The sequence below is a fragment of the Mangrovihabitans endophyticus genome, from assembly GCF_014646155.1.
In the GTDB taxonomy this organism is placed as follows: Bacteria; Actinomycetota; Actinomycetes; order Mycobacteriales; family Micromonosporaceae; genus Actinoplanes; species Actinoplanes endophyticus.
In genome coordinates, this window is sequence record NZ_BMMX01000008.1 from 144,396 (window position 1) to 166,834 (window position 22,439).

Consider the following 22,439-nt stretch of genomic DNA (forward strand, 5'->3'; position numbering starts at 1 on the left):
CCTCGGTAGTGGTTCCCGAGCTCCCCGGCGTCTCGCCGGCCCGCAGCTCGGGCACTTCGATCGAAGACCGGCTCACCTGAACCGCGATGTGTTGACCGCCGGGTCCTCGACGAAGGAGCACCACACTTCATGACAGAGCAGAACACCGCTCTCGGCACCGAATCCCGCACCGCCGTCATCGACAACGGCACCTTCGGGACCCGCGAGGTGACGTTCTCCACCGGCCGCCTGGCCAAGCAGGCCGCCGGCTCGGTGATCGTCCAGCTCGGCGAGACCACCGTGCTCTCCGCGACCACGGCCAGCAAGGCGCCGAAGGAGCACTTCGACTTCTTCCCGCTGACCGTCGACGTCGAGGAGCGGATGTACGCGGTGGGCCGCATCCCCGGCTCGTTCTTCCGCCGCGAGGGCCGGCCCAGCGAGGACGCCATCCTCACCTGCCGCCTGATCGACCGGCCGCTGCGCCCGTCCTTCACCAAGGGCCTGCGTAACGAGGTGCAGGTCGTCGAGACCGTGCTGGCGCTGGACCCGGCCCACCCGTACGACGTGGTGGCGATGAACGGCGCCTCGATGTCCACCAAGCTGTCCGGCCTGCCGTTCAGCGGCCCGGTCGGGTCCACCCGCATCGCGCACGTGGACGGCACCTGGGTGGCCTTCCCGACCATCGAGGAGTTGGAGCGGGCCACGTTCGACATGGTGGTCGCCGGGCGCGTCCTGGACGACGGCGACGTCGCGATCATGATGGTCGAGGCGGAGGCCACGCCGAACGCGGTGAAGCTGATCGCCGGCGGCGCCGCCGCGCCCACCGAGGAGATCGTGGCCGGCGGACTGGAAGCCGCGAAGCCGGCCATCCGCGAGCTCTGCCGCGCGCAGAGCGAACTGGCCGAGGTGGCCGCCAAGCCGGTGACCGAGTTCCCGGTCTTCCTCGACCACGCCGACGACGTGCTGCAGGCGGTCAGCGACGCGGTGCGCGCGGAGACCGCGGAGGCGCTGAAGATCGCCGCCAAGCAGGAGCGCGAGGAAGCCCTCGACCTGGTCAAGGCGAAGGCCCACGAGCTGCTCGACCCGCAGTTCGAGGGCCGGGAGAAGGAGATCAGCGCGGCCTTCCGGTCGGTCACCAAGTCCGAGGTGCGCCAGCGGGTGCTGCGCGAGCAGGTGCGCATCGACGGCCGCGGACCGCGCGACATCCGGCCGCTGACCGCGCAGGTCGGCGTGCTGCCGCGGGTGCACGGTTCGGCGCTGTTCGAGCGCGGCGAGACCCAGATCATGGGCGTCACCACGCTGAACATGCTGCGCATGGAGCAGGCGCTGGACACGCTCTCGCCGGACAAGACCAAGCGCTACATGCACAACTACAACTTCCCGCCGTACTCGACCGGCGAGACCGGTCGGGTGGGCTCGCCGAAGCGTCGCGAGATCGGCCACGGCGCGCTGGCCGAGCGGGCACTGGTGCCCGTTCTGCCGTCGCGCGAGGAGTTCCCGTACGCGATCCGCCAGGTCTCCGAGGCGCTCGGCTCCAACGGCTCCACCTCCATGGGGTCGGTGTGCGCGTCCACCCTGGCGCTGCTGTCCGCCGGTGTGCCGCTGAAGGCTCCGGTCGCCGGCATCGCCATGGGTCTGATCTCGGACGAGGTCGAGGGCAAGACGCAGTACGTCGCCCTGACCGACATCCTGGGCGCCGAGGACGCGTTCGGCGACATGGACTTCAAGGTCGCCGGCACCAGCGAGTTCGTGACCGCGTTGCAGCTCGACACCAAGCTCGACGGCATCCCGTCGGACGTGCTGGCGGCGGCGCTGCAGCAGGCGCACGACGCCCGCGCCACGATCCTCGGCGTGATGGCGGAGGCCATCGGCAGCCCGGCCGCGATGAGCGACTACGCGCCGCGGGTCACCACCGTGAAGATCCCGGTCGACAAGATCGGCATGGTGATCGGGCCGAAGGGCCAGACGATCAACGCGATCCAGGACGAGACCGGTGCCGACATCTCCATCGAGGACGACGGCACCATCTACGTCGGCGCCACCAACGGGCCGGCCGCCGAGGCGGCGGTGGAGCGGATCAACGCCATCGCGAACCCGACGCTGCCCAAGGTCGGCGACAAGTTCCTCGGCACGGTGGTCAAGACCGCCGCGTTCGGTGCGTTCATCTCGCTGCTGCCCGGCCGCGACGGCCTGCTGCACATCTCCAAGGTGGGCGACGGCAAGCGTGTGGAGAAGGTCGAGGACTACCTGAACGTCGGCGACAAGATCGAGGTGCAGATCGCCGACATCGACCAGCGCGGCAAGATCTACCTGGACAAGGTTCGCCCGGAGGGCGCCGAGGCACCCGCCGCGGCCGAGGGCGGCGACCGCCCGCCGCGCGAGGAGCGCAGCGGCGGCGACCGTGAGCCGCGCCGTCGGCGTCAGCGTTCCGGCGGAGGCGACCGCGGCCGGGACAGCTGATCGTCGCTATGACAGGTGTTACCCGCGGGCCGGCCGCCAGGCCGGCCCGCGCCGTCACCCGGACCGCCGTGACCCGCACGCTGGCCGAGGGAGTCCGGCGCACGGTGCTGCCCAGCGGACTTCGGGTGGTCACCGAGACCATCCCCACCACACGCAGCGCGTCGGTCGGCGTCTGGGTGAACATCGGATCGCGGGACGAGAGCGCGGCCATGTCCGGCGCGTCGCACTTCCTGGAACATCTGCTCTTCAAGGGCACGCACCGGCGTACCGCGCTGGACATCTCGGCCGAGATCGAAGCGGTCGGCGGCGAGACCAACGCCTTCACCACGAAGGAGTACACCTGCTACTACGCGCGGGTGCTGGACGCTGATGTGCCCCTCGCCGTGGACGTGTTGTGCGACGCGGTGGCCGATTCGGTCCTGGATCCCGCGGACGTGGAAACCGAGCGCGGGGTGATCCTGGAAGAGATCGCCATGCACGACGATGAGCCCGGCGACGAGGTGCACGACGTGTTCACCGAGGCGATCTTCGGTGCGGGCACTCCGCTGGGGCGGCTCATCTCCGGCACCGAGGAAACCGTTTCGGTGATGACCCGGGCCCAGATCAACCGGTTCTATCGCAGTCGGTACATCGCGCCGCGCGTCGTCGTCGCGGTGGCCGGCAACCTGGACCACGCGGGCGTGGTCCGCCTGGTGCGTAAGGCGCTGGCCGGCACCGCGCTGGACACGCCGGGCGCCGAGCCCGAAGGACTGCGGCACGCCGTTCGTCGCCCGCGCAACCGCCCGGCCCGGACGCTGGTGCGTGAGCGCGACACCGAGCAGGCCCATCTGGTGGTCGGCGGATCGGGCATCGCCCGGCACGACGACCGGCGCTTCGCCCTCGGCGTGCTCAACAACGTGCTCGGCGGTGGCATGTCGAGCCGCCTCTTCCAGGAGATCCGGGAACGGCGCGGGCTCGCCTACGCGGTTTACTCCTACGGCAGCCAGTATGCCGACGCGGGCTCGTTCGGCGTCTACGCCGGCTGCGCCCCGAGCCGGGCCGCGGAGGTCCTCGACCTGATCCGGGCCGAACTCGCGCGGGTCGCCGCCGACGGCATCACCGCCGACGAGGTCGCCCGGGGCAAGGGCATGGCCAAGGGCTCGTACGTGCTGGGCCTGGAGGACACCGGCTCGCGGATGAGTCGGCTGGCCAAGTCGGAGATGCTGTACGGCGACCTGATGACCGTCGACGAGCTGCTGGCCCGCGTCGATCGGGTGACCCTCGACGAGGTGAACGAGGTGGCGCGGGAGGTGCTCGGCCGTCCCGCCTCGCTGGCCGTGGTCGGGCCGCTGAGCGAGGGCTCGCTAGCCTGACCGCCGTGACGATCCTCAGCACGCAGCCCGACACCGATCCGACGCCGTCGGCGCCCGTCCGCCGTCGGCGGCGGGTGATCGGCATGGCGGTCTGGGCCGTCCTGTTCGCCGGCGGCACCGCGCTGATCGGCGTGCCGACCAGCGACCCGCTGATCGCCTTCGGCTGGTTGTGGCTGGCCACCATCGCGTGGCGCAACTGGCTGCCCTGGCGCGAACATCTGCGATTCCTGCGCGACTGGATGCCGATCGCGCTGCTGCTGATGGCCTACAACATCTCCCGCGGGTACGCGGACAACCTCTTCGATCCGCACGTCACCGCGATGATCGACGCCGACCGGGCGATGTTCGGCGGCCACGTGCCCACCGTCTGGCTTCAGCAGCACCTCTATCACCCGGGGCAGGTGCAGTGGTGGGAGGTCGCGGTCTCCCTGGTCTACGTCTCGCACTTCCTGGCCGTACCGACCATCGCGGTGATCCTCTGGCTGCGCTCGCGGGAGCAATGGGGCCGGTTCATGCGCCGCTGGATAAGCCTCAGCGTGGCCGGGCTGATCACCTATTTCCTCTACCCGGCCGCGCCGCCCTGGTGGGCCGCGCAGTACGGCTACCTGGCCGACCACGTCGCGCGGATCTCCACCAACGGGTGGAACGCCATCGGCCTGCACAGCGCCGGCAACACGCTGAACGCCCTCCAGGTCGAGGCCGCCAACCCGGTCGCCGCGATGCCGTCGCTGCACACCGCGTACGCGATGATGGCCGTGGCCTTCTTCCTGCCGCTGGTGCGCCGCCGGTGGTGGCCGGTGCTGTTCGCCTACCCGACCGCCATGACGTTCACCCTGGTCTACTCGGGCGAGCACTACGTCATCGACGTGTTGGTGGGATGGGCGTACGTGGCCGGGATTTTCTTTCTCGTCGGTGTCACCGAACGGGTGTGGCGCTCGGGTGACCCGGTTACCCGCAGCCGGGGCGTACGTTAGATTGACGGCGTGACTGACGAGCGTGAACCGATCCGTGTCGGTGTTCTCGGCGCCCGCGGCCGCATGGGCCTCGAGGTGTGCAAGGCCGTCGACGCCGCCGAAGACCTCGAACTGGTGGCCATGGTCGACCAAGGCGACTGGCTGTTCAACGCCTCGGACGCCGGTGCGCAGGTGCTCGTCGATTTCACCACCCCCGACGTGGTGATGGACAACCTGCACTACGCGGTGGACCAGGGCATCAACGTGGTGGTCGGCACCACCGGCTTCACCGAGCAGCGGCTGGACCGGGTGCGCGGCTGGCTGTCCCACAAGCCCGGCGTGGGCGTGCTGATAGCGCCCAATTTCGGCATCGGCGCGGTGCTGATGATGCAGTTCGCCGAGCGGGCCGCCCGGTTCTTCGAGTCGGTCGAGATCGTGGAGCAGCACCACCCGCGCAAGCTGGACGCGCCGAGCGGCACTGCCTCGCACACCGCGCGCCGGATCGCCGAGGCGCGGGCGGCTGCGGGCTGCGGCCCGATGCCGGACGCCACGAAGGAATCGCTGGCGGGCGCGCGCGGCGCGGAGATCGACGGCGTGCGGGTGCACGCGGTGCGCGCCTCCGGCCTGGTGGCGCATCAGGAGGTGCTGTTCGGCACCGAGGGCGAGACGCTGACCATCCGGCACGACTCGCTGGACCGGGTGTCCTTCATGCCGGGCGTGCTGCTGGCGGTGCGCAGCATCATGAGCCGGCCGGGCCTGACGATCGGCCTGGACGCCCTGCTCGACTGACCGGCACACAGTCCCGTCCCGTCCCGTCCCGTCCCGTCCCGCCCGTCCCGTCCCGCCCGTCCCGTCCCGCCCGTCCCGTCCCGCCCGTCCCGGCCGTCCCGGCCGTCCCGTCCCGCCCGTCCCGTCCCGCCCGTCCCGCCCGTCCCGTCCCGGCCGTCCCGGCCGTCCCGGCCGTCCCGGCCGTCCCGGCCGTCCCGGCCGTCCCGGCCCGGCCGTCCCGTCCCGGCCCGGCCCCGCCCGTCCCCGGTTCGTGACGCTGCTGTCGGGTCGGTGGGCGTTCCGGGCGGGGGCGATCTTGAACTTTCGGTGCCCGTCTAGGCATGGCATTCCCGACTTGTCCGACCAGCAACTCCAAGATCGATCCCGCGGGGGTGGGGAGGCCCCGCCGATCTTGGACTTCCTGGTCTGGCAAGTCGGTTATGCCGGTTTGAAACGGGCACCGAAAGCTCAAGATCGACGGTGTGGCGGTGTGGCGGCGTGGCGGCGTGGCGGCGTGGCGGCGGTGTGGCGGTGTGGCGGTGTGGCGGCGGTGTGGCGGCGTGGCTCTGCGGGGCCGGGGCGGGGGCGTCAGTCCGCCGGGGGGAACGCCACGTGCAGGCGCACCTGCGGCACCAGCATGTCGTCCACGTCCAGCGCGCGGGCCGCGCCGTCCGGCTCCCATCCGGTGGCGCCGAGGAACTTCTTCATCGCCGGATCCTGGTCGTAAGCCCAGGCCACCGCGCCCGTGAAACCGTCCGCACGCCACATGTCCACGACCGCCGCGAGGAGTCGGCTGCCGTGCCCGCGTCGTCCCCACCTCGGCTCCACCAGCAACTCGGTGACCGAGGCGACGGAATCCGGCAGCGGCTTCTCCTCCGGTGCGAGCGCCTGCTCGTCGGCCGGCCCGGTCGCCGCGAACCCCACCGCGGTGGTCGCCGACTCGGCCTGCTCGATCGCGACGAGCACCCGGTGCCGCGGCGACGGCGGTTCGGTGATCGCCTCGGTCCAGCCCCGGGCCAGGTAGTCCTCGGTGAGGTTGGTGAGCACGTGCGGCGGGAACATGCGCCGGTACGCGGTGCGCCACGTGGCCAGTTGGATGCGGGCGATCTCGCCGGCGTCCTCGGGACGTGCGGGACGAACGTAACCGAGTGCCATGGTCATCCAGCCTACAGAGGCGTTCCTAGAGCCTCGTCGCGTACCGCACCTCGGGCAGCCGGGCCGCGCTGGCCCGCGGCGTGAAGACATCGCGTGCGCCGTCCGGCCGCAGGCCCGCCCGGCGGTAGAACCGGCGGGCCCGCGCGTTCGCCTCCAGCACCCAGAGCCGCAGGTCGGGGAAGCCCGCCGCGCTCAGCCCGGCGTGGGCCGCGCCGAGCAGGGCCCGGCCGGCGCCGCAGCCCCAGCGGTCCGGGCTGACGTACAGGGCGTACAGCTCGCCGTGCCGGTGGTCCAGCCCGGCGCGGTCGTGCAGGCGGTACGGGCCGAAGGCGCCGAATCCGATGATCTGTCCGTGGCTCGCGGCGACGAGGGTCTGCACGTCCGGCATCGCCATCGTCTCCCGGCGGCGCTCGGCGAACAGCACCGGATCCAGCGTCTCCAGATAGTCCCCGGGGATGATTCCGGCGTACCCGACCTGCCAAGCGTGGACGTGCACCTGCGCGACCGCGTCGACGTCGGCGTCGGTGAGCGGACGGATTTCCACCATGGCCGGATTCTGGCGCAGTGCCCGTACCGGCGTCGCCGGGTTTTGTCGGACCCCTCGGCTAGCGTCCCTCCCGATGGCACCTCCCGAGCATCTCTCCGTCGCCCAGGCCCGCCGCGTCGCGCTGGCCTCGCAGGGCTTCACCGACCCGCCGCCCGGCGGCGCCGCGGACCGGCGCCACCTGCGCCGGGTGCTGCGGCGGCTGCACCTGATCCAGATGGATTCGGTGAATGTGTTGCAGCGCGCACACTTCATGCCGCTCTACAGCCGCCTCGGGCCTTACGACCCGGCCCTGCTGGAGCGGGCGGCCTACCGCGGACCGCGGGAGCTGTTCGAGTTTTGGGGACACGAGGCGTCCCTGATCAATGTGGAGTTGCAGCCGCTGTTCCGATGGCGGATGAGCGCCGCCATGGACTACGCGTGGGGAAACATGACACGCGTCGCCCGGCAGCAGCCGGACCTGGTCGCCTGGGTGCTGGACGAGGTGCGCGAGCGGGGTCCGATCACCGCGGCCCAGATCGAGCACGACGCGCCGCGCACCAAGGACCACTGGGGGTGGAACTGGTCGGTGGTCAAGCAGGCGCTGGAGTGGCTGTTCTACACCGGTCAGGTCACCGCAGCGGAGCGGACCACGTCCTTCGCCCGCCGCTACGATCTGCCCGAGCGGGTGCTTCCCGGTGCGGTGCTGGACGCGCCCACGCCCGCCCGGCAGGACGCCATCCGGGCGCTCGTCGCGCTGTCCGCCCGTGCCCTGGGGGTGGCCGCGGAGGGGGAGCTGCGGGACTACTTCCGGTTGCCGGTGGCGGGGTTCAAACAGGCGGTGGCCGAGTTGGTGGAGGACCGGGTGCTGCTCCCGGTCACGGTGCGCGGCTGGAAACCACCGGCCTACCTGCACCACGAGGCGAGGCTGCCCCGCCGGGTTGGCGCCGCGACCCTGGTCAGTCCCTTCGACCCGCTCATCTGGGAGCGTGCCCGCACCGAGCGGTTGTTCGACTTGGCCTACCGGATCGAGATCTATGTGCCGGCCGCGCAGCGTCTGCACGGCTACTACGTGCTGCCGTTCCTGCTCGGCGATCGCTTCGCGGCCCGGGTCGATCTCAAGGCTGATCGCAAGGCCGGCGTGCTGCGCATTCCCGCGGCATGGGTCGAGCCGGGTGCCGACCCGGAGGAGACGCCGGAGGCGCTGGCGGCCGAGCTGATGCGGCTTGCCGGGTGGCTGGGCCTGCACACGGTGGCCCCGCCGGACCGCGGTGACCTGGCCGGTCCGCTGGCGGCGGCGCTGGCCGGGCGCGTCGCCGGTGTACCGTGACGGCCATGACGAGCGCGCCCCCGCAGCCCGACGTCCGGATGTCCTGGCCGGCGCCGCCGCCCCAGCAGGACCGGGTGTCCCGGCTCGTCCACCGCCTCTGGCACGGCTCGCCGCTGTGGGTCGCCCCGGCCGCCATGCTGGCGTGCATGGCGAGCGCCGTCGGTTACACCTTCGCCACCCACCCCACCGAGGCACACGCCGGGGACCCGCCGACCTGCCTGCTGAAATACACCACCGGGTTCGACTGCCCGGGCTGCGGTGGCACCCGCGCGGCGTGGTATCTGCTGCACGGTGACGTGCCGGCCGCCGCGCGACACCACATCCTCTTCGTCTTCGCGGTGCCCTTTTTGCTGTATATGTACGTCGCCTGGGCCGGGCGGCGGATGTTCGGCTGGAACCTGCCCCAGCTCACCCTGAGCCCGCGGGTGCTGGGCACGGTCATCGCCGTCTGGGGAGTCTGGAGCGTGCTGCGCAACCTGCCCTGGGCGCCGTTCACGATGTTCTACGTCTGAGGAGTGACAGGTGGCCGCGGCCGTCGACACACAGTACGAACAGTTGCTGCGCCGGGTGCTGGAGACCGGCGTGCCCAAGGCGGATCGGACCGGCACCGGCACGCTGAGCCTGTTCGGGGAGCGGCTGCGCTACCCGCTGGCCGACTCGTTTCCGTTGATCACCACCAAGCGGGTGCACTTCAAGTCGGTCGCCGTGGAACTGCTGTGGTTCCTGCGCGGCGACAGCAACACCGGATGGCTGCGCGAGCAGGGCGTGACCATCTGGGACGAGTGGGCCGACGCGAACGGCGACCTGGGACCGGTCTACGGCCATCAGTGGCGGGCCTGGCCCACCCCGGACGGCGGGAGCATCGACCAGATCGCCAACCTCCTGCAGACGCTGCGCACCAACCCGGACTCCCGGCGGATGGTGGTGTCCGCGTGGAACGTGGCCGACCTGCCGGAGATGGCCCTGGAACCGTGTCACGCGCTGTTCCAGTTCTACGTGTCGCAGGGGCGGTTGTCCTGCCAGCTCTACCAGCGCAGCGCCGACCTGTTCCTCGGGGTGCCGTTCAACATCGCCAGCTACGCCCTGCTGACGAGGATGATCGCTGCCCAGGTCGGGCTGGAGCCGGGCGACTTCATCTGGGTCGGCGGCGACTGCCACATCTACGCCAACCACGTCGACCAGGTCCGCGAGCAGCTCGGCCGGGAGGCGTACGCGTTCCCCCGTCTCGACCTCGCGCCGGCGGAGTCGCTGTTCGACTACACCTATGACCACTTCAGCGTGCTGGACTACCGGCACCATCCGGCCCTGCGCGCCCCGGTGGCCGTGTGACCGTACGGATGATCTGGGCCGAGGCGCGGGGCGGCGTGATCGGCGCTGCCGGTGGCATCCCCTGGCGGATTCCCGGCGAGCAGGCCATGTTCAAGCAGCGCACGATGGGTTCGACGGTGGTGATGGGCCGTCCCACGTGGGAATCGCTGCCGGACCGGGTGCGGCCGTTGCCGGGTCGGCGCAACGTGGTGCTGACCCGTCGGCCGGGCTGGGCGGCGACGGGCGCCGAGGCCGCGTCGTCGGTGCCGCAGGTGCTGGCGGCCCACGACGACCTGTGGGTGATCGGCGGCGAGGTGGTCTACGCCGCGTTCCTGCCGTACGCGACGCATGTCGTCCGCACCGAGATCGATCTTGCGGTGGACGGCGACGCGTACGCTCCGGCGCTCGGCGAGGAGTGGTCCGCCGCGCCCGACGCATGGCAGACCTCGGACACCGGGGTGCGCTTCCGCGTGGTGGAGCACATCCGCGTGCCCCGTTGACGTCCGATAGGTTGTCGGTATGACGCAGGACCCGCGGCCGTTCGGCCGGCTGCTGACGGCGATGGTGACCCCGTTCCGGCGTGACGGCTCGCTCGACGTCGACGGTGCGCAGAAACTCGCCGCGCACCTGGTCGACCAGCAGGGCAACGACGCCCTGGTGCTGAGCGGCACCGGGGGTGAGTCGCCGACCACCACGGACGCGGAGAAGGAGACGCTGATCCGCGCCGTCGGCGAGGCGGTGGGCGACCGTGCCATGATCGTGGCCGGTGTCGGCACCAACGACACCGCGCACACCCTGGAGCTGGCGCACGCCGCCGAGAAGGCGGGCGCGCACGGCCTGCTCGTGGTCACGCCGTATTACAACAAGCCGCCGCAGGCCGGCCTGATCCGTCACTTCAGCACGGTTGCCGACGCCACCGGCCTGCCGATCATGGTGTACGACATCCCGCACCGGGCCGGGGTGGCGATCGCCACCGAGACGATGGTGCGGGTGGCCGAGCATCCCCGCATCGTCGCGGTCAAGGATGCCAAGGGCGACATCGCCGGCACGTCCGACGTGCTGCGGCGCACCGACCTCGCGTACTACTCCGGCGAGGACGCCGGCACCCTGCCGTGGCTGTCGCTGGGTGCCGTCGGCGTGGTCGGCACGTCGACGCACCTGTGCGGGGCGGCCACCAAGGAAATGATCCTGGCCTGGGAGCGGGGCGACCATGCCGCCGCGCTGGAGCTGCACCGCCGGCTGCTGCCGCTGTTCACCGGCATCTTCCGCACCGCCGGCACGATCTTGGTCAAGGCGGCCCTGAACGCCATGGGGATGCCCGCCGGCGCGGTGCGGTCGCCCCTGGTCGACGCCACCGGCGAGGAGCTGGACCGGCTGCGGGCGGACGCCGCCGCTGCGGGCATCACCCTCTGACAGAAAGACGGTAATGAGTCAAGCGCACGTGGAACTGGATCCGCCGCCGCCGCTGCCGGAGGGCGCCCTGCGCGTCATACCGCTCGGCGGGCTCGGGGCGATCGGCCGGAACATGACCGTGTTCGAGTTCGACGGGAAGCTGCTGGTCGTCGACTGCGGCGTGCTCTTCCCCGACGTCGAGCAGCCGGGCGTGGATCTGATCCTGCCGGACTTCGGCGCGATCCTGGACCGGCTCGACGACGTCCAGGCCATCGTTCTGACCCACGGGCACGAGGATCACATCGGCGCGGTGCCGTACCTGCTCGCGCACAAGCCGGACATCCCCCTGGTGGGTTCCGAGTTCACCCTGGCGCTGGTCGAGGCCAAGCTGGCCGAGCGGCGGCTCGACCCGTACACGCTGACCGTCCGCGAGGGCCAGCGGGAGCAGCTCGGACCGTTCGAGTGCGAGTTCTTCGCGGTGAACCACTCCATCCCGGACGCGTTGGCGGTGGCCATCCGCACCCCGGCCGGCTTGGTGCTGCACACCGGCGATTTCAAGATGGACCAGGTTCCGTTGGACGGCCGGATCACCGACCTCGCGGGCTTCGCGCGGCTCGGCGCGGAGGGCGTCGACCTGCTGCTGTCCGACTCCACCAACGCGGAGATCCCCGGTTTCGTCACCCCGGAGCGGGACATCGGCCCGGTGATCGGCTCGATCTTCGGCAAGGCGCGCGGCCGGATCATCGTGGCCAGCTTCGCCTCCCACGTGCACCGCGTTCAACAGGTCATGGATGCCGCCTACGAGTACGACCGGAAGGTCGCGTTGATCGGCCGGTCCATGGTCCGCAACATGGGCATCGCCCGCGATCTGGGCCTGTTGCGCATCCCGGAGGGACTGGTGGTCAGCCTGGACGAGGCGACCTCCATGCCGCCGGACGAGATCGTGTTCATGTCCACCGGGTCCCAGGGCGAGCCGATGAGCGCCCTGGGCCGGATGTCGACGGGCGATCACCGGCACATCACCATCGCTCCCGGCGACACCGTGGTGCTGGCCAGCTCGCTGGTACCGGGCAACGAGACGTCGGTCTACCGGGTGATCAACCAACTGGCCAGGGCCGGCGCGACGGTGGTGCACAAGGACACCGCCAAGGTGCATGTCTCCGGGCACGCCCCGGCCGGTGAGCTGCTCTACCTGCTGAACGTGACCCGCCCCAGCAACCTGTTGCCGGTGCACGGCGAGTGGCGGCACCTGCGCGCACACGCCCAGTTGGGCATCGAGTCCGGGGTTGCGCCGGACCGGGTGGTGCTGTGCGAGGACGGCGACGTGGTCGATCTCGTCGAGGGGCACGCCCGGCACGTCGGCCGGGTGAAGAGCCGGTACGTCTATGTGGACGGGCTGGCCGTGGGCGACGTCAGCGAGTCGCTGCTCACCGAGCGCCGGATCTTGGGCGACGGCGGCTTCATCTCGGCCACCGTGGTGATCGACTCGGTGACCGGCAAGGTGGTCGGCGAGCCCAGCGTGTCCGCCAAGGGCTTCTCCGAGGATCCGGAGGCGTTCAGCCCGGTGATTCCGTTGCTGACCGCGGCGCTGCACCGCTCGGCCGAGGACGGGGTCACCGACCCGCACCAACTTCAGCAGGTGGTTCGCCGTACGGTCGGCCGGTGGGTGAACGACGCCTACCGACGCCGGCCGATGATCGTGCCCACCGTTGTCGAAGTGTGAACCTTTTCCGGCTCTGAACCGTATTCCCGGGCACGCGCGCCGCCCCCACGGCGCGCCGTTTCGAGGGGAGTACGGAGTATGCAGCGCAGACGCATCGCCGTGGCGGCGGTGGTGGCGACGGGAGTCGCGGCAGCGGTCGCCTTCACCGTGCCGTCGATGGCCGGCACCACCACGCCGGGCGAGAACGCGGCCCCGCGCGCGGACCGTGGCGACGTGGCACCGCAACTGCTCGCGGCGATGAAGCGGGACTTGGGCGTGGACGCCGACCAGGCGCGCGCCCGGCTGGCCCGTTCCGCCTGGGCGAGCCGGGTGTCGTCCACGCTCGCCGCCACCACCGGCAGCACCTTCGGCGGTGCGTGGCTGGCCGACGACGGCATGACGCTCAAGATCGCCGTCACCGACGCGGACGCCCGCTCTCGCGTACGCGCGGCCGGTGCCGTGCCGGTGCTGGTGGAGCGCAGCGAGCAGGCGCTGGATTCGGCGAAGCAGAAGCTGGACGCGGCCCGTTCCGCACCGGCCGACCTCACCGGCTGGTACGTCGACGTGAGCACCAACAAGGTGGTCGTGGTGGCACAGCCCGGTGAGACCGAGGCGGCGCGGACGTTCGCCGCCGACGCCGGCGTGCCGGGCGACGCCCTCCGGGTGCAGATCAGCAAGGCGCAGCCGAAGCCGCTGTTCGACGTGCGCGGCGCGGACCCGTACTTCATCGCGCTGGCCGGCGGCACCGCACGATGCTCGATCGGGTTCGCGGTGACCACCGGGTTCGTCACCGCCGGTCACTGCGGCGAGCCCGGCGACCAGACCAGCGGATTCAACCAGCAGGCGCAGGGGACCGTCGAAGCCTCCGTCTTCCCCGGCGACGCCGACATGGGCTTCGTCCAGGTGAACGGCGACTGGACGCCCCAACCGGTGGTCAACGACTTCCGCGGCAACGAACTCCCGGTGGCGGGCAGCACCGAGGCGCCGGTCGGCGCGGCGGTGTGCCGTTCCGGTTCCACCACCGGCACGTTCTGCGGCACGATCCTGGCCAAGAACCAGACGGTGCGGTACCCGGAGGGTGCAGTGACCGGCCTGACCCGCACCGACGTGTGCGCCGAGGGCGGCGACTCCGGCGGCCCGTGGCTGTCCGGTGACCAGGCGCAGGGTGTCACCTCGGGTGGCTCCGGCGACTGCACGAACGGCGGCGAGACGTTCTTCCAGCCGATCAACGAGATCCTCGCGACCAACGACCTGACCCTGGTGACCGCCGGCGGCGACGACGGTTCCGGCGGTTCCGGCGGCGACGAGGGATCCGGCAGCGAACCGCCGGCCGCCTCGGACTGCACCGCACTGCCCGTGCAGCGGCAGGGCGCGCTGCGTTCGCGCACCGCCCAGGCGCAGCCCGACGGTGGCGCCTTCCGCTCCGGAGCCGGAGCGCAGACCGCCTGCCTGGACGCGCCGGACGGCGCCGACTTCGATCTGTTCCTGCAGCGCTTCACCGGCCGCGGATTCCAGACCGTGGCCCGGGCCACCGGTGACGGGGACAAGGAGCTGACCTTCGACGGCCGCGCCGGCACGTACCGGTACGTGGTGCTGGCCTCCAGCGGTTCCGGCAACTACACCCTGGGCTTCGCCACGCCGTAGCCCGCCGCACCGAAGACGTGCTGCCCCGCCGCCCGATCCTCCTCCGCTCGGGCGTGCGGGGCAGCGCTGCGTCGTGACCCGGTCCGCACACATCCGGCGGGCGTCTCCCGGTGCGCCGTCAATGCGTACGGGTCTCGCGACGTTACGGTGTTGAGCATGGCGGGCCGCACTCCTCCGGCGAGCCGGGGTCGCACCGCGTCCACGACGCGCGGTGCCGCGTCGTCGCGCGCCCGCAAACAGCCCGTCCGGCAACCGGCGCGCAAGTCCGGCCGCCCGGCCGCCCGAGGCCGCAGCTCCCGGCCCGGGGTCGGCACCGCGGTCGCCGCGGGTCTCGGCCGGGGAGCGGCCATGCTCTGGATGGGGGTGGCGCACAGCGTCGGCTGGGCCGCCCGTGGCGTGGGCCGGCAGGCGGCGACCGCCCGGGACATCGACCCGGAACATCGTCGCGACGGTGCCGGCCTGCTCATGCTCGGCCTGGCGATCCTGGTCGGGGTGGCGGTATGGGCCGGCAGCGCCGGCCCGGTCGGCACCCGGGTCGCCGACGCCGTCCGCCTGTTCTTCGGTGGCCTGGCGGTGCTGTTGCCGCTGCTGCTGCTCTACGGCGCGGTGCGGCTGATGCGCAAGCCCGCCGATCCGGAGCACCGGGGCCGGTCGCTGGTCGGCTGGTCGACGATCGTGATGGCGGCGGCCGGTCTGCTGCACATCGCGCAGCGGCCGGACGGCGACGTGGAGATCAGCGGCGCCGGCGGCCTGATCGGGTACGGCGTGGGCGGCCTGCTGGAACGCGCGGTGACCGGCTGGGTGGCCGTGCCGCTGCTCATCCTGCTGCTGTTCTTCGGGCTGCTGGTGATCACCGCGACGCCGATCAGCAAGGTGCCGGAGCGACTGATGCTGCTGATCGACGTGTTGATGGGCCGGTCCCCGGCGCCGGAGACGCTGTCCGGCGGGCCGATCATGGACGAACTGCCGGAGCAGGATGCGCCGCCGAAACGCCGGCCGGCACGCCGCCGTCAGGGCTCGCTGGCCGACGTGGGGCTGGCCGACGAGGCCGAGGACGCCGACGAGCCGCCGGACACCGGTGACGAAGTCATGCGCGACACGGTGGTGCTGCCCCGTGGCGCCAAACTGCCGGCCAGCCGCAAGTCGCCGGAGCCGCCGGAGCACTCGACGCTGCCCACCCGCGCCGAGCAGTTGGACATCTCGGCGGTGCCCGGTGACTACCGGCTGCCCCCGCCGAACCTGCTGACCAAGGGCGCGCCGGCGAAGTCCCGCAGCCGCGCCAACGACGAGGTGATGAACGCGCTCACCGGCGTGTTCGACCAGTTCAACATCGACGCCCAGGTCACCGGGTTCACCCGCGGCCCGACGGTCACCCGGTACGAGGTCGAACTCGGGCCGGGCGTCAAGGTCGAACGGATCACCCAGCTCTCGCGCAACATCGCGTACGCGGTGAAGTCGCCCGACGTGCGCATCCTGTCCCCGATCCCGGGCAAGAGCGCGGTCGGTGTGGAGATCCCGAACGCCGACCCGGAGAACGTGTCGCTGGGTGACGTGTTGCGGTCCCGCGCGGCCACCTCCGACCATCACCCGATGCTTGTCGCGCTCGGCAAGGACATCGAGGGCGGTTTCGTGGTGGCGAACCTGGCCAAGATGCCGCACATCCTCATCGCGGGCGCTACCGGCGCGGGCAAGTCGTCATGTCTCAACTCGCTGCTGGTCTCGTTGCTCACCCGGGCCACGCCGGATGAGGTCCGGCTCCTGCTGGTGGACCCGAAGCGGGTGGAACTGACCTCGTACGAGGGAATCCCGCACCTGGTCACGCCGATCGTGACGAACCCGAAGAAGGCGGCCGACGCGCTGGAATGGGTCGTGCGCGAGATGGACATGCGCTACGACGATCTCGCCGCCAACGGGGTGCGCCACATCGACGACTTCAACCGCAAGGTGCGCACCGGCGAGATCACCGCGCCGCCGGGCAGCGAGCGGGAGATGAAGCCGTACCCGTACCTGCTGGTGATCGTCGACGAGCTGGCCGACCTGATGATGGTGGCCCCGCGCGACGTGGAGGACTCGGTCGTGCGGATCACGCAGCTCGCCCGCGCGGCGGGCATCCACCTGGTGCTGGCCACCCAGCGGCCGTCGGTCGACGTGGTGACCGGCTTGATCAAGGCGAACGTGCCGTCCCGTCTGGCGTTCGCGACGAGTTCGCTGTCCGATTCGCGGGTCATCCTCGACCAGCCGGGTGCGGAGAAACTGCTCGGCCGCGGGGACGGGTTGTTCCTGCCGATGGGCGCCTCCAAGCCGGTCCGCCTGCAGGGCGCCTGGGTCGACGAGAAGGAGATCCATGCGGTCGTCAAGTTCTGCAAGGACCAGCGGGAGCCGGAGTTCCGTGCGGACGTGACCGCCCCGGCGGCGAGCAAGAAGAAGGACATCGACGAGGAGATCGGCGAGGACCTGGACGTCCTGCTGCAGGCGATCGAGCTCGTGGTGAGCTCGCAGTTCGGCTCCACCTCGATGCTGCAGCGCAAGCTTCGGGTCGGTTTCGCCAAGGCGGGCCGGCTGATGGACCTGATGGAGACGCGCGGCATCGTCGGGCCGTCCGAGGGCTCCAAGGCGCGCGAGGTGCTGGTCAAGCCGGACGAGCTGGAGCAGACCCTGGCCACGCTGCGGGTGGACGACTGACCTCCCGTGGTCACCCGGTCCGGCGGGCGGGACGGGTCGCGGGCGTTCGCCCCGGTACCCTCGGATGGTGTCTGTCACCCCCACGCCCGCTCCCGGCTCCGGCTCCGCACCTCGGCGCGTCGCGCTGCTGACCCTCGGCTGCGCCCGCAACGAGGTCGATTCCGAGGAGTTGGCGGCCCGGCTGGACGCGGGCGGATGGCAGGTCAGCACCGACGCCGACGGTGCCGACGTGGTTCTGGTCAACACGTGCGGCTTCGTGGAGAAGGCGAAGCAGGACTCGATCGACACGCTGCTGGCGGCGGCCGACACCGGGGCCAAGGTGGTCGCCGCGGGCTGCATGGCCGAGCGGTACGGCCGGGAGCTGGCCGCCAGCCTGCCCGAGGCGCAGGCCGTGCTGGGCTTCGACGACTACACCGACATCGCAGCGCGGCTGGACGGCGTGCTCGCGGGGGAGACCTTCGACGCGCATGTCCCGCGTGACCGCCGGGAGCTGCTGCCGCTGACGCCGGTGCAACGGCCCGCGGCCAAGGTGGTGGTGCCCGGCCATGCGACAGTCGACGAGCACACCCCCGCGCACCTGCGGCAGGTGCTGCGCCGCCGGCTCGACGACGGCCCGGTGGCCAGCCTGAAACTCGCCAGCGGCTGCGACCGGCGGTGCGCGTTCTGCGCGATTCCCGCGTTCCGCGGGGCGTTCGTCTCCCGCGACCCGCAGGAGCTGCTGGCCGAGGCGGAATGGCTGGCCCGCTCCGGCGTCCGGGAGCTGGTGCTGGTCAGCGAGAACAGCACGTCGTACGGCAAGGACCTGGGCGATCCGCGCGCGCTGGAGAAGCTGCTGCCGCAGCTCGCCGCGGTGGACGGCATCGTGCGCGTGCGCGCCAGCTATCTTCAGCCGGCCGAGACCCGGCCGGGTCTGGTCGAGGTGATTGCCACGACCCCGGGCGTGGCACCCTATTTCGACCTGTCCTTCCAGCACTCCAGCGAGCCGCTGCTGCGTCGGATGCGCCGCTTCGGCTCCACCGAGCGCTTCCTCGACCTGCTGGACTCGGCGCGGGAACTGGACATGCAGGCCGGGGCGCGGAGCAACTTCATCGTCGGCTTTCCCGGTGAGACCCGGACCGACGTGGCCGAGCTGGAGCGCTTCCTGACCGCCGCCCGGCTGGACGCGATCGGGGTGTTCGACTACAGCGACGAGGACGGCACCGAAGCCGCCGGGATGTCCGGCAAGGTCCGCTCGGAGACCGTCAAGCGCCGGTACGACCGGATCGTCGCGCTGGCCGACGAGTTGTGCGCGCAGCGGGCCGAGGATCGGCTGGGCAGCACCGTCGAGGTGCTGGTGGACTCGGTCGCGGACGGCGTCGTGGAGGGCCGGGCCGCGCACCAGGCGCCGGAGGTCGACGGATCCACCACGCTTGTCGCCGATGACGTGTCCGGCGGGGACCTGACGGCGCTGTGCCCGGGTGATCTGGTGCGTGCCAAGGTCGTCGCCACCGAGGGCGTGGACCTGGTCGCCGAGCCGGTGGAGATGGTCTCGGCCGCGGTGTCGGCGCGGTGACCGACGAGCCGGCGTCAGTGACCGCACCGCGGGGGGTGTCGCTGTACAACCCGGCGAACCTGCTGACCGTGGTGCGGATCGTGCTCATCCCGGTCTTCGCCGTGCTGGTGGGCGTGTCCGGCATGACATCGGTCGGCTGGCGGATGGCCTCCTGCCTGGTGTTCTGCGTGGCCTCGGCGACCGACTTCGTGGACGGCTGGGTGGCCCGGCGCTTCCATCTCGTGACGTCGTTCGGCAAGGTGGCCGACCCGATCGCGGACAAGGCACTCACCGGCACCGCGCTGGTGCTGCTGTCCCTCCACGACCGGCTGCCGTGGTGGGTGACCGGTCTGATCCTGCTCCGCGAGTGGGGCGTCACCGGGCTGCGATTCTGGGTCATCCGCTACGGCATCATCCCGGCGAGCCGGGGTGGCAAGGTCAAGACGGCCCTGCAGATCGCGGCGATCGCCTGGTACCTGTGGCCGGTGCCCGCGCCGGCCGACGCGGCCGGTCCGTGGCTGATGGGCGCGGCCGTGGTGGCCACGGTGGTCACCGGCGTCGACTATGTGGTGCAGGCGATCCGGATGCGCCGGTGACCACCGAGCCGGCCGCGGAGCCGCTCGTCCGCGCGCTGCGCTCGCGTGGCCAGACGGTGGCCTGCGCGGAATCCCTCACCGGCGGGCTGGTCGCGGCCACCCTGGTGGAGGTGCCCGGGGCGAGCGTGGTCTTCCGCGGCGCCATGGTGGTATACGCCACAGATCTGAAGAATGTGCTGGCCGGGGTCCCCGAGTCGTTGCTCGCCGAGCGCGGCGCGGTGGATCCGGATGTCGCTCGTGCCCTGGCCGTCGGCGCCCGCGAGCGGTGCATCGCCGACTGGGGCGTGGCCACCACCGGGGTGGCCGGCCCGGACCCGCAGGAGGGCAAGCCGGTGGGACTGGTCTATGTCGCGGTGGCCGGCCCGACCCGCACCACCGCCCGTGAGCTGCGGTTTGACGGCTCTCGTGCGCGGATCCGGGCGGCGGCGGTGTCGGCCGTGCTGGCGCTGCTCGGTGCGGAACTGGCCGCCGCCGAGCCCAGCATCGGCGGCCGGGGGCGCGGTCCGGGATGACCTCGTCGGTCCGGGTTCGGGCCGGGCGCGCCCGAGCCGGGCCCGGTTGCGGAATTCGGCGGGGCGGTATGTCGGGGTGGCCGGTAGCGGGTACGGTTGCGGGAAGCCTCCGGCGGCTGCCGGTGGGCCCCGCCGCAGGAGGAGGTGCCATGGTCCTGCTACGCCGGGTTATCGGTGACGCACTTCGGGCGCGCCGGCAGGGACAGCACCGCACGTTGCGGGAGGTCTCTACGGCGGCCAACGTCAGTCTGGGCTATCTGTCCGAGATCGAGCGCGGCCAGAAGGAAGCATCGAGCGAGTTGCTCGCCGCGATCTGTGACGCGCTTGGCGCGCGCCTGTCCGAGTTGCTCGGCGACGTCAGCGGCACGCTGGCGCTGGCCGAGGGCGTTGACGGGGTGTTGGCTCCGGTGCGCCACGATCCGGTGCCGCAGGAGCGCGTGCCCGCAGCGGGTGCCGAGCCGACCGAGTCTGCCGCCGCGTCGTCGCCCGCTTCGGCCGCGGCGCCGGCAGCGTCCGCCGAGCCCCGCGCGGTTGCGTCGGTCGCCGTGGACCAGCCGCGCCGCCAGATCGCGACTGAGGGCACCGTGTCGATCTCGGTGCACCAGGACTCTCCGCTCAAGGCCACCCTGCGCACCACCCGCAGCCGCCAGCGCGACGTGGTCTACGCCGCCTGACCCGGCGTCCCACGCCGCCCCGGCGACACCTCTCGCCCGAGCCGTGTCGTGCGCGTAGCCTCGACACTGGGGGTTACCCAGACCGATACCCTGAGATCCCCCGTAGGTCACGTGACGCGGGTGGCGCGGAACTGACACGATGGTGTCGCGCCGCCGTGACGGTTGTGGCGTCGGTGGCGTGTCCGACCGAGCGACATTGAGGGGATACCGCGATATGGCGAACCCGTTCGTCAAGGGCTGGCGTTACATGATGGCGCTCTTCGGCGCGAAGATCGACGAGTACGCCGACCCGAAGGTCCAGATCCAGCAGGCCATCGAGGACGCGCAGCGTCAGCATCAGGCCCTGGTCCAGCAGGCAGCCGCGGTGATCGGAAACCAGCGTCAGCTCGAGATGAAGCTGTCCCGCCAGATGTCCGAGGTGGAAAAGCTGCAGGGCATGGCGCGGCAGGCGCTGGTGCTCGCCGATCGGGCCCGTTCCTCAGGTGACGAGGCCGAGGCGCAGAAATACGAGCAGACCGCGCAGACGCTGGCCACCCAACTGGTCTCCGGCGAGCAGGCCATGGAGGACCTGAAGACGCTGCACGACCAGGCGCTGGGCGCGGCCGGGCAGGCCCGCAAGGCGGTGGAGAACAACGCCATGGTGCTGCAGCAGCGCATCGCCGAGCGGTCACGGCTGCTCAGCCAGCTTGAGCAGGCCAAGATGCAGGAGACCGTGGCCAAGTCGCTGGAGTCGATGTCGTCGCTGTCGGCGCCCGGCAACACGCCCTCCCTCGACGAGGTGCGCGACAAGATCGAGCAGCGGTACGCGAACGCGATGGGCCGCGCCGAGCTCGCCTCCAACTCGGTCGAGGGCCGCATGCTGGAGGTGCAGAAATCCAGCCTCGACATGGCCGGCTCGTCGCGACTTGAGCAGATCCGGGCCAGCATGGCCGGCGATCAGCTCGGCGGTGCGCAGGGTCAGCCCGAGGTGGAGACGGGATCGTCCACGCCGGCCGCCGACCCGGCGAGCGTCGCCCGCCTGGATGAGATCCGGGCCAGCATGAACTCGTCACGCGGCGACACCACGGCCGCCGGCTGACCGGTCCGGCGCGGGGGAGGGGGTGTTGCTGAGGTGGACGAGCGCACGAGATATTTCCGCCGGTTGCGTCGGCTGCGCGGTTCGGCACGCCGGTGGAGCGTGATCGGCGGCGGGCTGGCCGCCGCCGCGGCGGTGCTCACCCCCTATCAGGGGATCGGCCTCCCGGACGCATTCTGGGCGGCCGGGGCCGGTGCCACCGTGGCGCTGGCCTGGTGGCGCTGGAGTGACCACCGAGCGCTCGCCGCGACGCCCGCGCCGCCCCCTCCCGTGCAGTTGCCACCCGGCCAGCGCCTGGTGGACGCGGTCGAGCGGTTCCCCGCCGGCCGGTCGCTCGTGCACGAGATGCGGCGGCAGCGAACGCGGTACGCGTTGCGCGGCGCCACGGTAGCGCAGTCGTGGGATCGCCTCGATCGCGCCGCGTCGACCATGCAAGGCTTGGCCGGGCGGCTGATCGGGGCCGGCGAGACGGCCATGCTGGAGGCTGCGGTGGCCGAGGAATGGCTGCGCGACCTCGGCCAGCGCGCGGCGAGCGTGGAGCGGGCTCTGCCGCTCAGCCCGCCCGAGCAGCGGGCCGCGCTGGCCACCGCGCACGAGAGTCTGGCCGGGCAGTTCACCGAGGGCGTGACGGCGTACGAGCGGCTGGTGGCCGCGGCGGCCAGCTTCGTCGCCGAGGACGGCCACCCGGTCGCCGACGACCGGCATCCGGCGCTGGTCCGGCTGATGGAGGCCACCGACCGGATGCGCGGCGTCGCCGAAGGACTCTCCGAGCTGCGGCAATACCGCCCGGCCGGATGAGGGCA

Annotated in this window: 20 protein-coding genes; 18 read left to right on the top strand and 2 right to left on the bottom strand. The window is 71.7% G+C overall.

Annotated elements, in window-relative coordinates; all coding sequences use genetic code 11:
* Nucleotides 1-129: 129 nt before the first annotated feature.
* The 4 genes from IEY73_RS12670 to dapB all read left to right on the top strand — a co-directional run bounded on the left by IEY73_RS12670 (nucleotide 130) and on the right by dapB (nucleotide 5,533).
* Complete coding sequence (locus IEY73_RS12670; RefSeq protein ID WP_189079361.1) at nucleotides 130-2,439, top strand: polyribonucleotide nucleotidyltransferase; 2,310 nt, start codon at nucleotides 130-132, stop codon at nucleotides 2,437-2,439.
* Between the two features lie 8 nt (nucleotides 2,440-2,447).
* Nucleotides 2,448-3,791 carry a M16 family metallopeptidase gene (locus IEY73_RS12675; protein ID WP_189079362.1) on the top strand — a complete coding sequence of 448 codons (1,344 nt, stop codon included), beginning with the start codon at nucleotides 2,448-2,450 and terminating at the stop codon, nucleotides 3,789-3,791.
* Between the two features lie 83 nt (nucleotides 3,792-3,874).
* Nucleotides 3,875-4,765, top strand: coding sequence for a phosphatase PAP2 family protein (locus IEY73_RS12680; protein ID WP_229715791.1), 891 nt, complete (start codon nucleotides 3,875-3,877; stop codon nucleotides 4,763-4,765).
* 9 nt (nucleotides 4,766-4,774) lie between these two features.
* Nucleotides 4,775-5,533, top strand: coding sequence for a 4-hydroxy-tetrahydrodipicolinate reductase (dapB, locus tag IEY73_RS12685; RefSeq protein ID WP_189079364.1), 759 nt, complete (start codon nucleotides 4,775-4,777; stop codon nucleotides 5,531-5,533).
* 567 nt (nucleotides 5,534-6,100) lie between these two features.
* Here dapB and IEY73_RS12690 read toward each other — a convergent pair.
* Complete coding sequence (locus tag IEY73_RS12690) at nucleotides 6,101-6,667, bottom strand: GNAT family N-acetyltransferase (RefSeq protein ID WP_189079365.1); 567 nt, start codon at nucleotides 6,665-6,667, stop codon at nucleotides 6,101-6,103.
* A gap of 25 nt (nucleotides 6,668-6,692) precedes the next feature.
* Complete coding sequence (locus tag IEY73_RS12695; protein WP_189079366.1) at nucleotides 6,693-7,214, bottom strand: GNAT family N-acetyltransferase; 522 nt, start codon at nucleotides 7,212-7,214, stop codon at nucleotides 6,693-6,695.
* Between the two features lie 73 nt (nucleotides 7,215-7,287).
* Between IEY73_RS12695 and IEY73_RS12700 the strand changes: the two genes are divergently transcribed.
* From IEY73_RS12700 to pspM, 14 genes are all read left to right on the top strand, one after another.
* On the top strand, nucleotides 7,288-8,520 hold the full coding sequence (locus tag IEY73_RS12700; RefSeq protein WP_189079367.1) for a winged helix-turn-helix domain-containing protein: 1,233 nt from the start codon (nucleotides 7,288-7,290) through the stop codon (nucleotides 8,518-8,520).
* A gap of 5 nt (nucleotides 8,521-8,525) precedes the next feature.
* On the top strand, nucleotides 8,526-9,032 hold the full coding sequence (locus IEY73_RS12705; RefSeq protein ID WP_189079368.1) for a DUF2752 domain-containing protein: 507 nt from the start codon (nucleotides 8,526-8,528) through the stop codon (nucleotides 9,030-9,032).
* Nucleotides 9,033-9,042: 10 nt separating this feature from the next.
* Entirely contained in the window at nucleotides 9,043-9,849 is an 807-nt protein-coding gene (locus IEY73_RS12710) for a thymidylate synthase (RefSeq protein WP_189079369.1), read from the top strand.
* A complete protein-coding gene (locus IEY73_RS12715) occupies nucleotides 9,846-10,328 on the top strand; it encodes a dihydrofolate reductase (RefSeq protein WP_229715784.1) in 483 nt (160 codons plus the stop codon). The genes IEY73_RS12710 and IEY73_RS12715 overlap by 4 nt, the downstream gene beginning before the upstream one ends.
* A 19-nt stretch (nucleotides 10,329-10,347) precedes the next feature.
* On the top strand, nucleotides 10,348-11,241 hold the full coding sequence (dapA, locus tag IEY73_RS12720; protein WP_189079370.1) for a 4-hydroxy-tetrahydrodipicolinate synthase: 894 nt from the start codon (nucleotides 10,348-10,350) through the stop codon (nucleotides 11,239-11,241).
* A gap of 13 nt (nucleotides 11,242-11,254) precedes the next feature.
* Nucleotides 11,255-12,943, top strand: coding sequence for a ribonuclease J (locus IEY73_RS12725; RefSeq protein ID WP_189079371.1), 1,689 nt, complete (start codon nucleotides 11,255-11,257; stop codon nucleotides 12,941-12,943).
* 78 nt (nucleotides 12,944-13,021) lie between these two features.
* The gene (locus IEY73_RS12730; protein WP_189079372.1) at nucleotides 13,022-14,566 is read left to right on the top strand and encodes a S1 family peptidase; all 1,545 of its coding nucleotides are present in this window, start codon (nucleotides 13,022-13,024) and stop codon (nucleotides 14,564-14,566) included.
* 156 nt (nucleotides 14,567-14,722) lie between these two features.
* A complete protein-coding gene (locus IEY73_RS12735) occupies nucleotides 14,723-17,248 on the top strand; it encodes a DNA translocase FtsK (RefSeq protein WP_189079373.1) in 2,526 nt (841 codons plus the stop codon).
* A 64-nt stretch (nucleotides 17,249-17,312) separates the two neighbouring features.
* Complete coding sequence (rimO, locus tag IEY73_RS12740) at nucleotides 17,313-18,800, top strand: 30S ribosomal protein S12 methylthiotransferase RimO (protein ID WP_189079374.1); 1,488 nt, start codon at nucleotides 17,313-17,315, stop codon at nucleotides 18,798-18,800.
* The gene (pgsA, locus tag IEY73_RS12745; protein ID WP_189079375.1) at nucleotides 18,797-19,375 is read left to right on the top strand and encodes a CDP-diacylglycerol--glycerol-3-phosphate 3-phosphatidyltransferase; all 579 of its coding nucleotides are present in this window, start codon (nucleotides 18,797-18,799) and stop codon (nucleotides 19,373-19,375) included. Before rimO ends, pgsA begins: the two co-directional genes overlap by 4 nt.
* A complete protein-coding gene (locus IEY73_RS12750) occupies nucleotides 19,372-19,887 on the top strand; it encodes a CinA family protein (protein ID WP_189079376.1) in 516 nt (171 codons plus the stop codon). Before pgsA ends, IEY73_RS12750 begins: the two co-directional genes overlap by 4 nt.
* A gap of 149 nt (nucleotides 19,888-20,036) precedes the next feature.
* Complete coding sequence (locus IEY73_RS12755; RefSeq protein WP_189079377.1) at nucleotides 20,037-20,561, top strand: helix-turn-helix domain-containing protein; 525 nt, start codon at nucleotides 20,037-20,039, stop codon at nucleotides 20,559-20,561.
* A gap of 214 nt (nucleotides 20,562-20,775) precedes the next feature.
* Nucleotides 20,776-21,639: a PspA/IM30 family protein gene (locus tag IEY73_RS12760; protein ID WP_189079378.1), complete on the top strand. Its 864-nt coding sequence runs from the start codon at nucleotides 20,776-20,778 to the stop codon at nucleotides 21,637-21,639.
* A 33-nt stretch (nucleotides 21,640-21,672) separates the two neighbouring features.
* Nucleotides 21,673-22,434, top strand: coding sequence for a phage shock envelope stress response protein PspM (gene pspM, locus IEY73_RS12765; RefSeq protein ID WP_189079379.1), 762 nt, complete (start codon nucleotides 21,673-21,675; stop codon nucleotides 22,432-22,434).
* The last annotated feature ends 5 nt before the right edge of the window (nucleotides 22,435-22,439 follow it).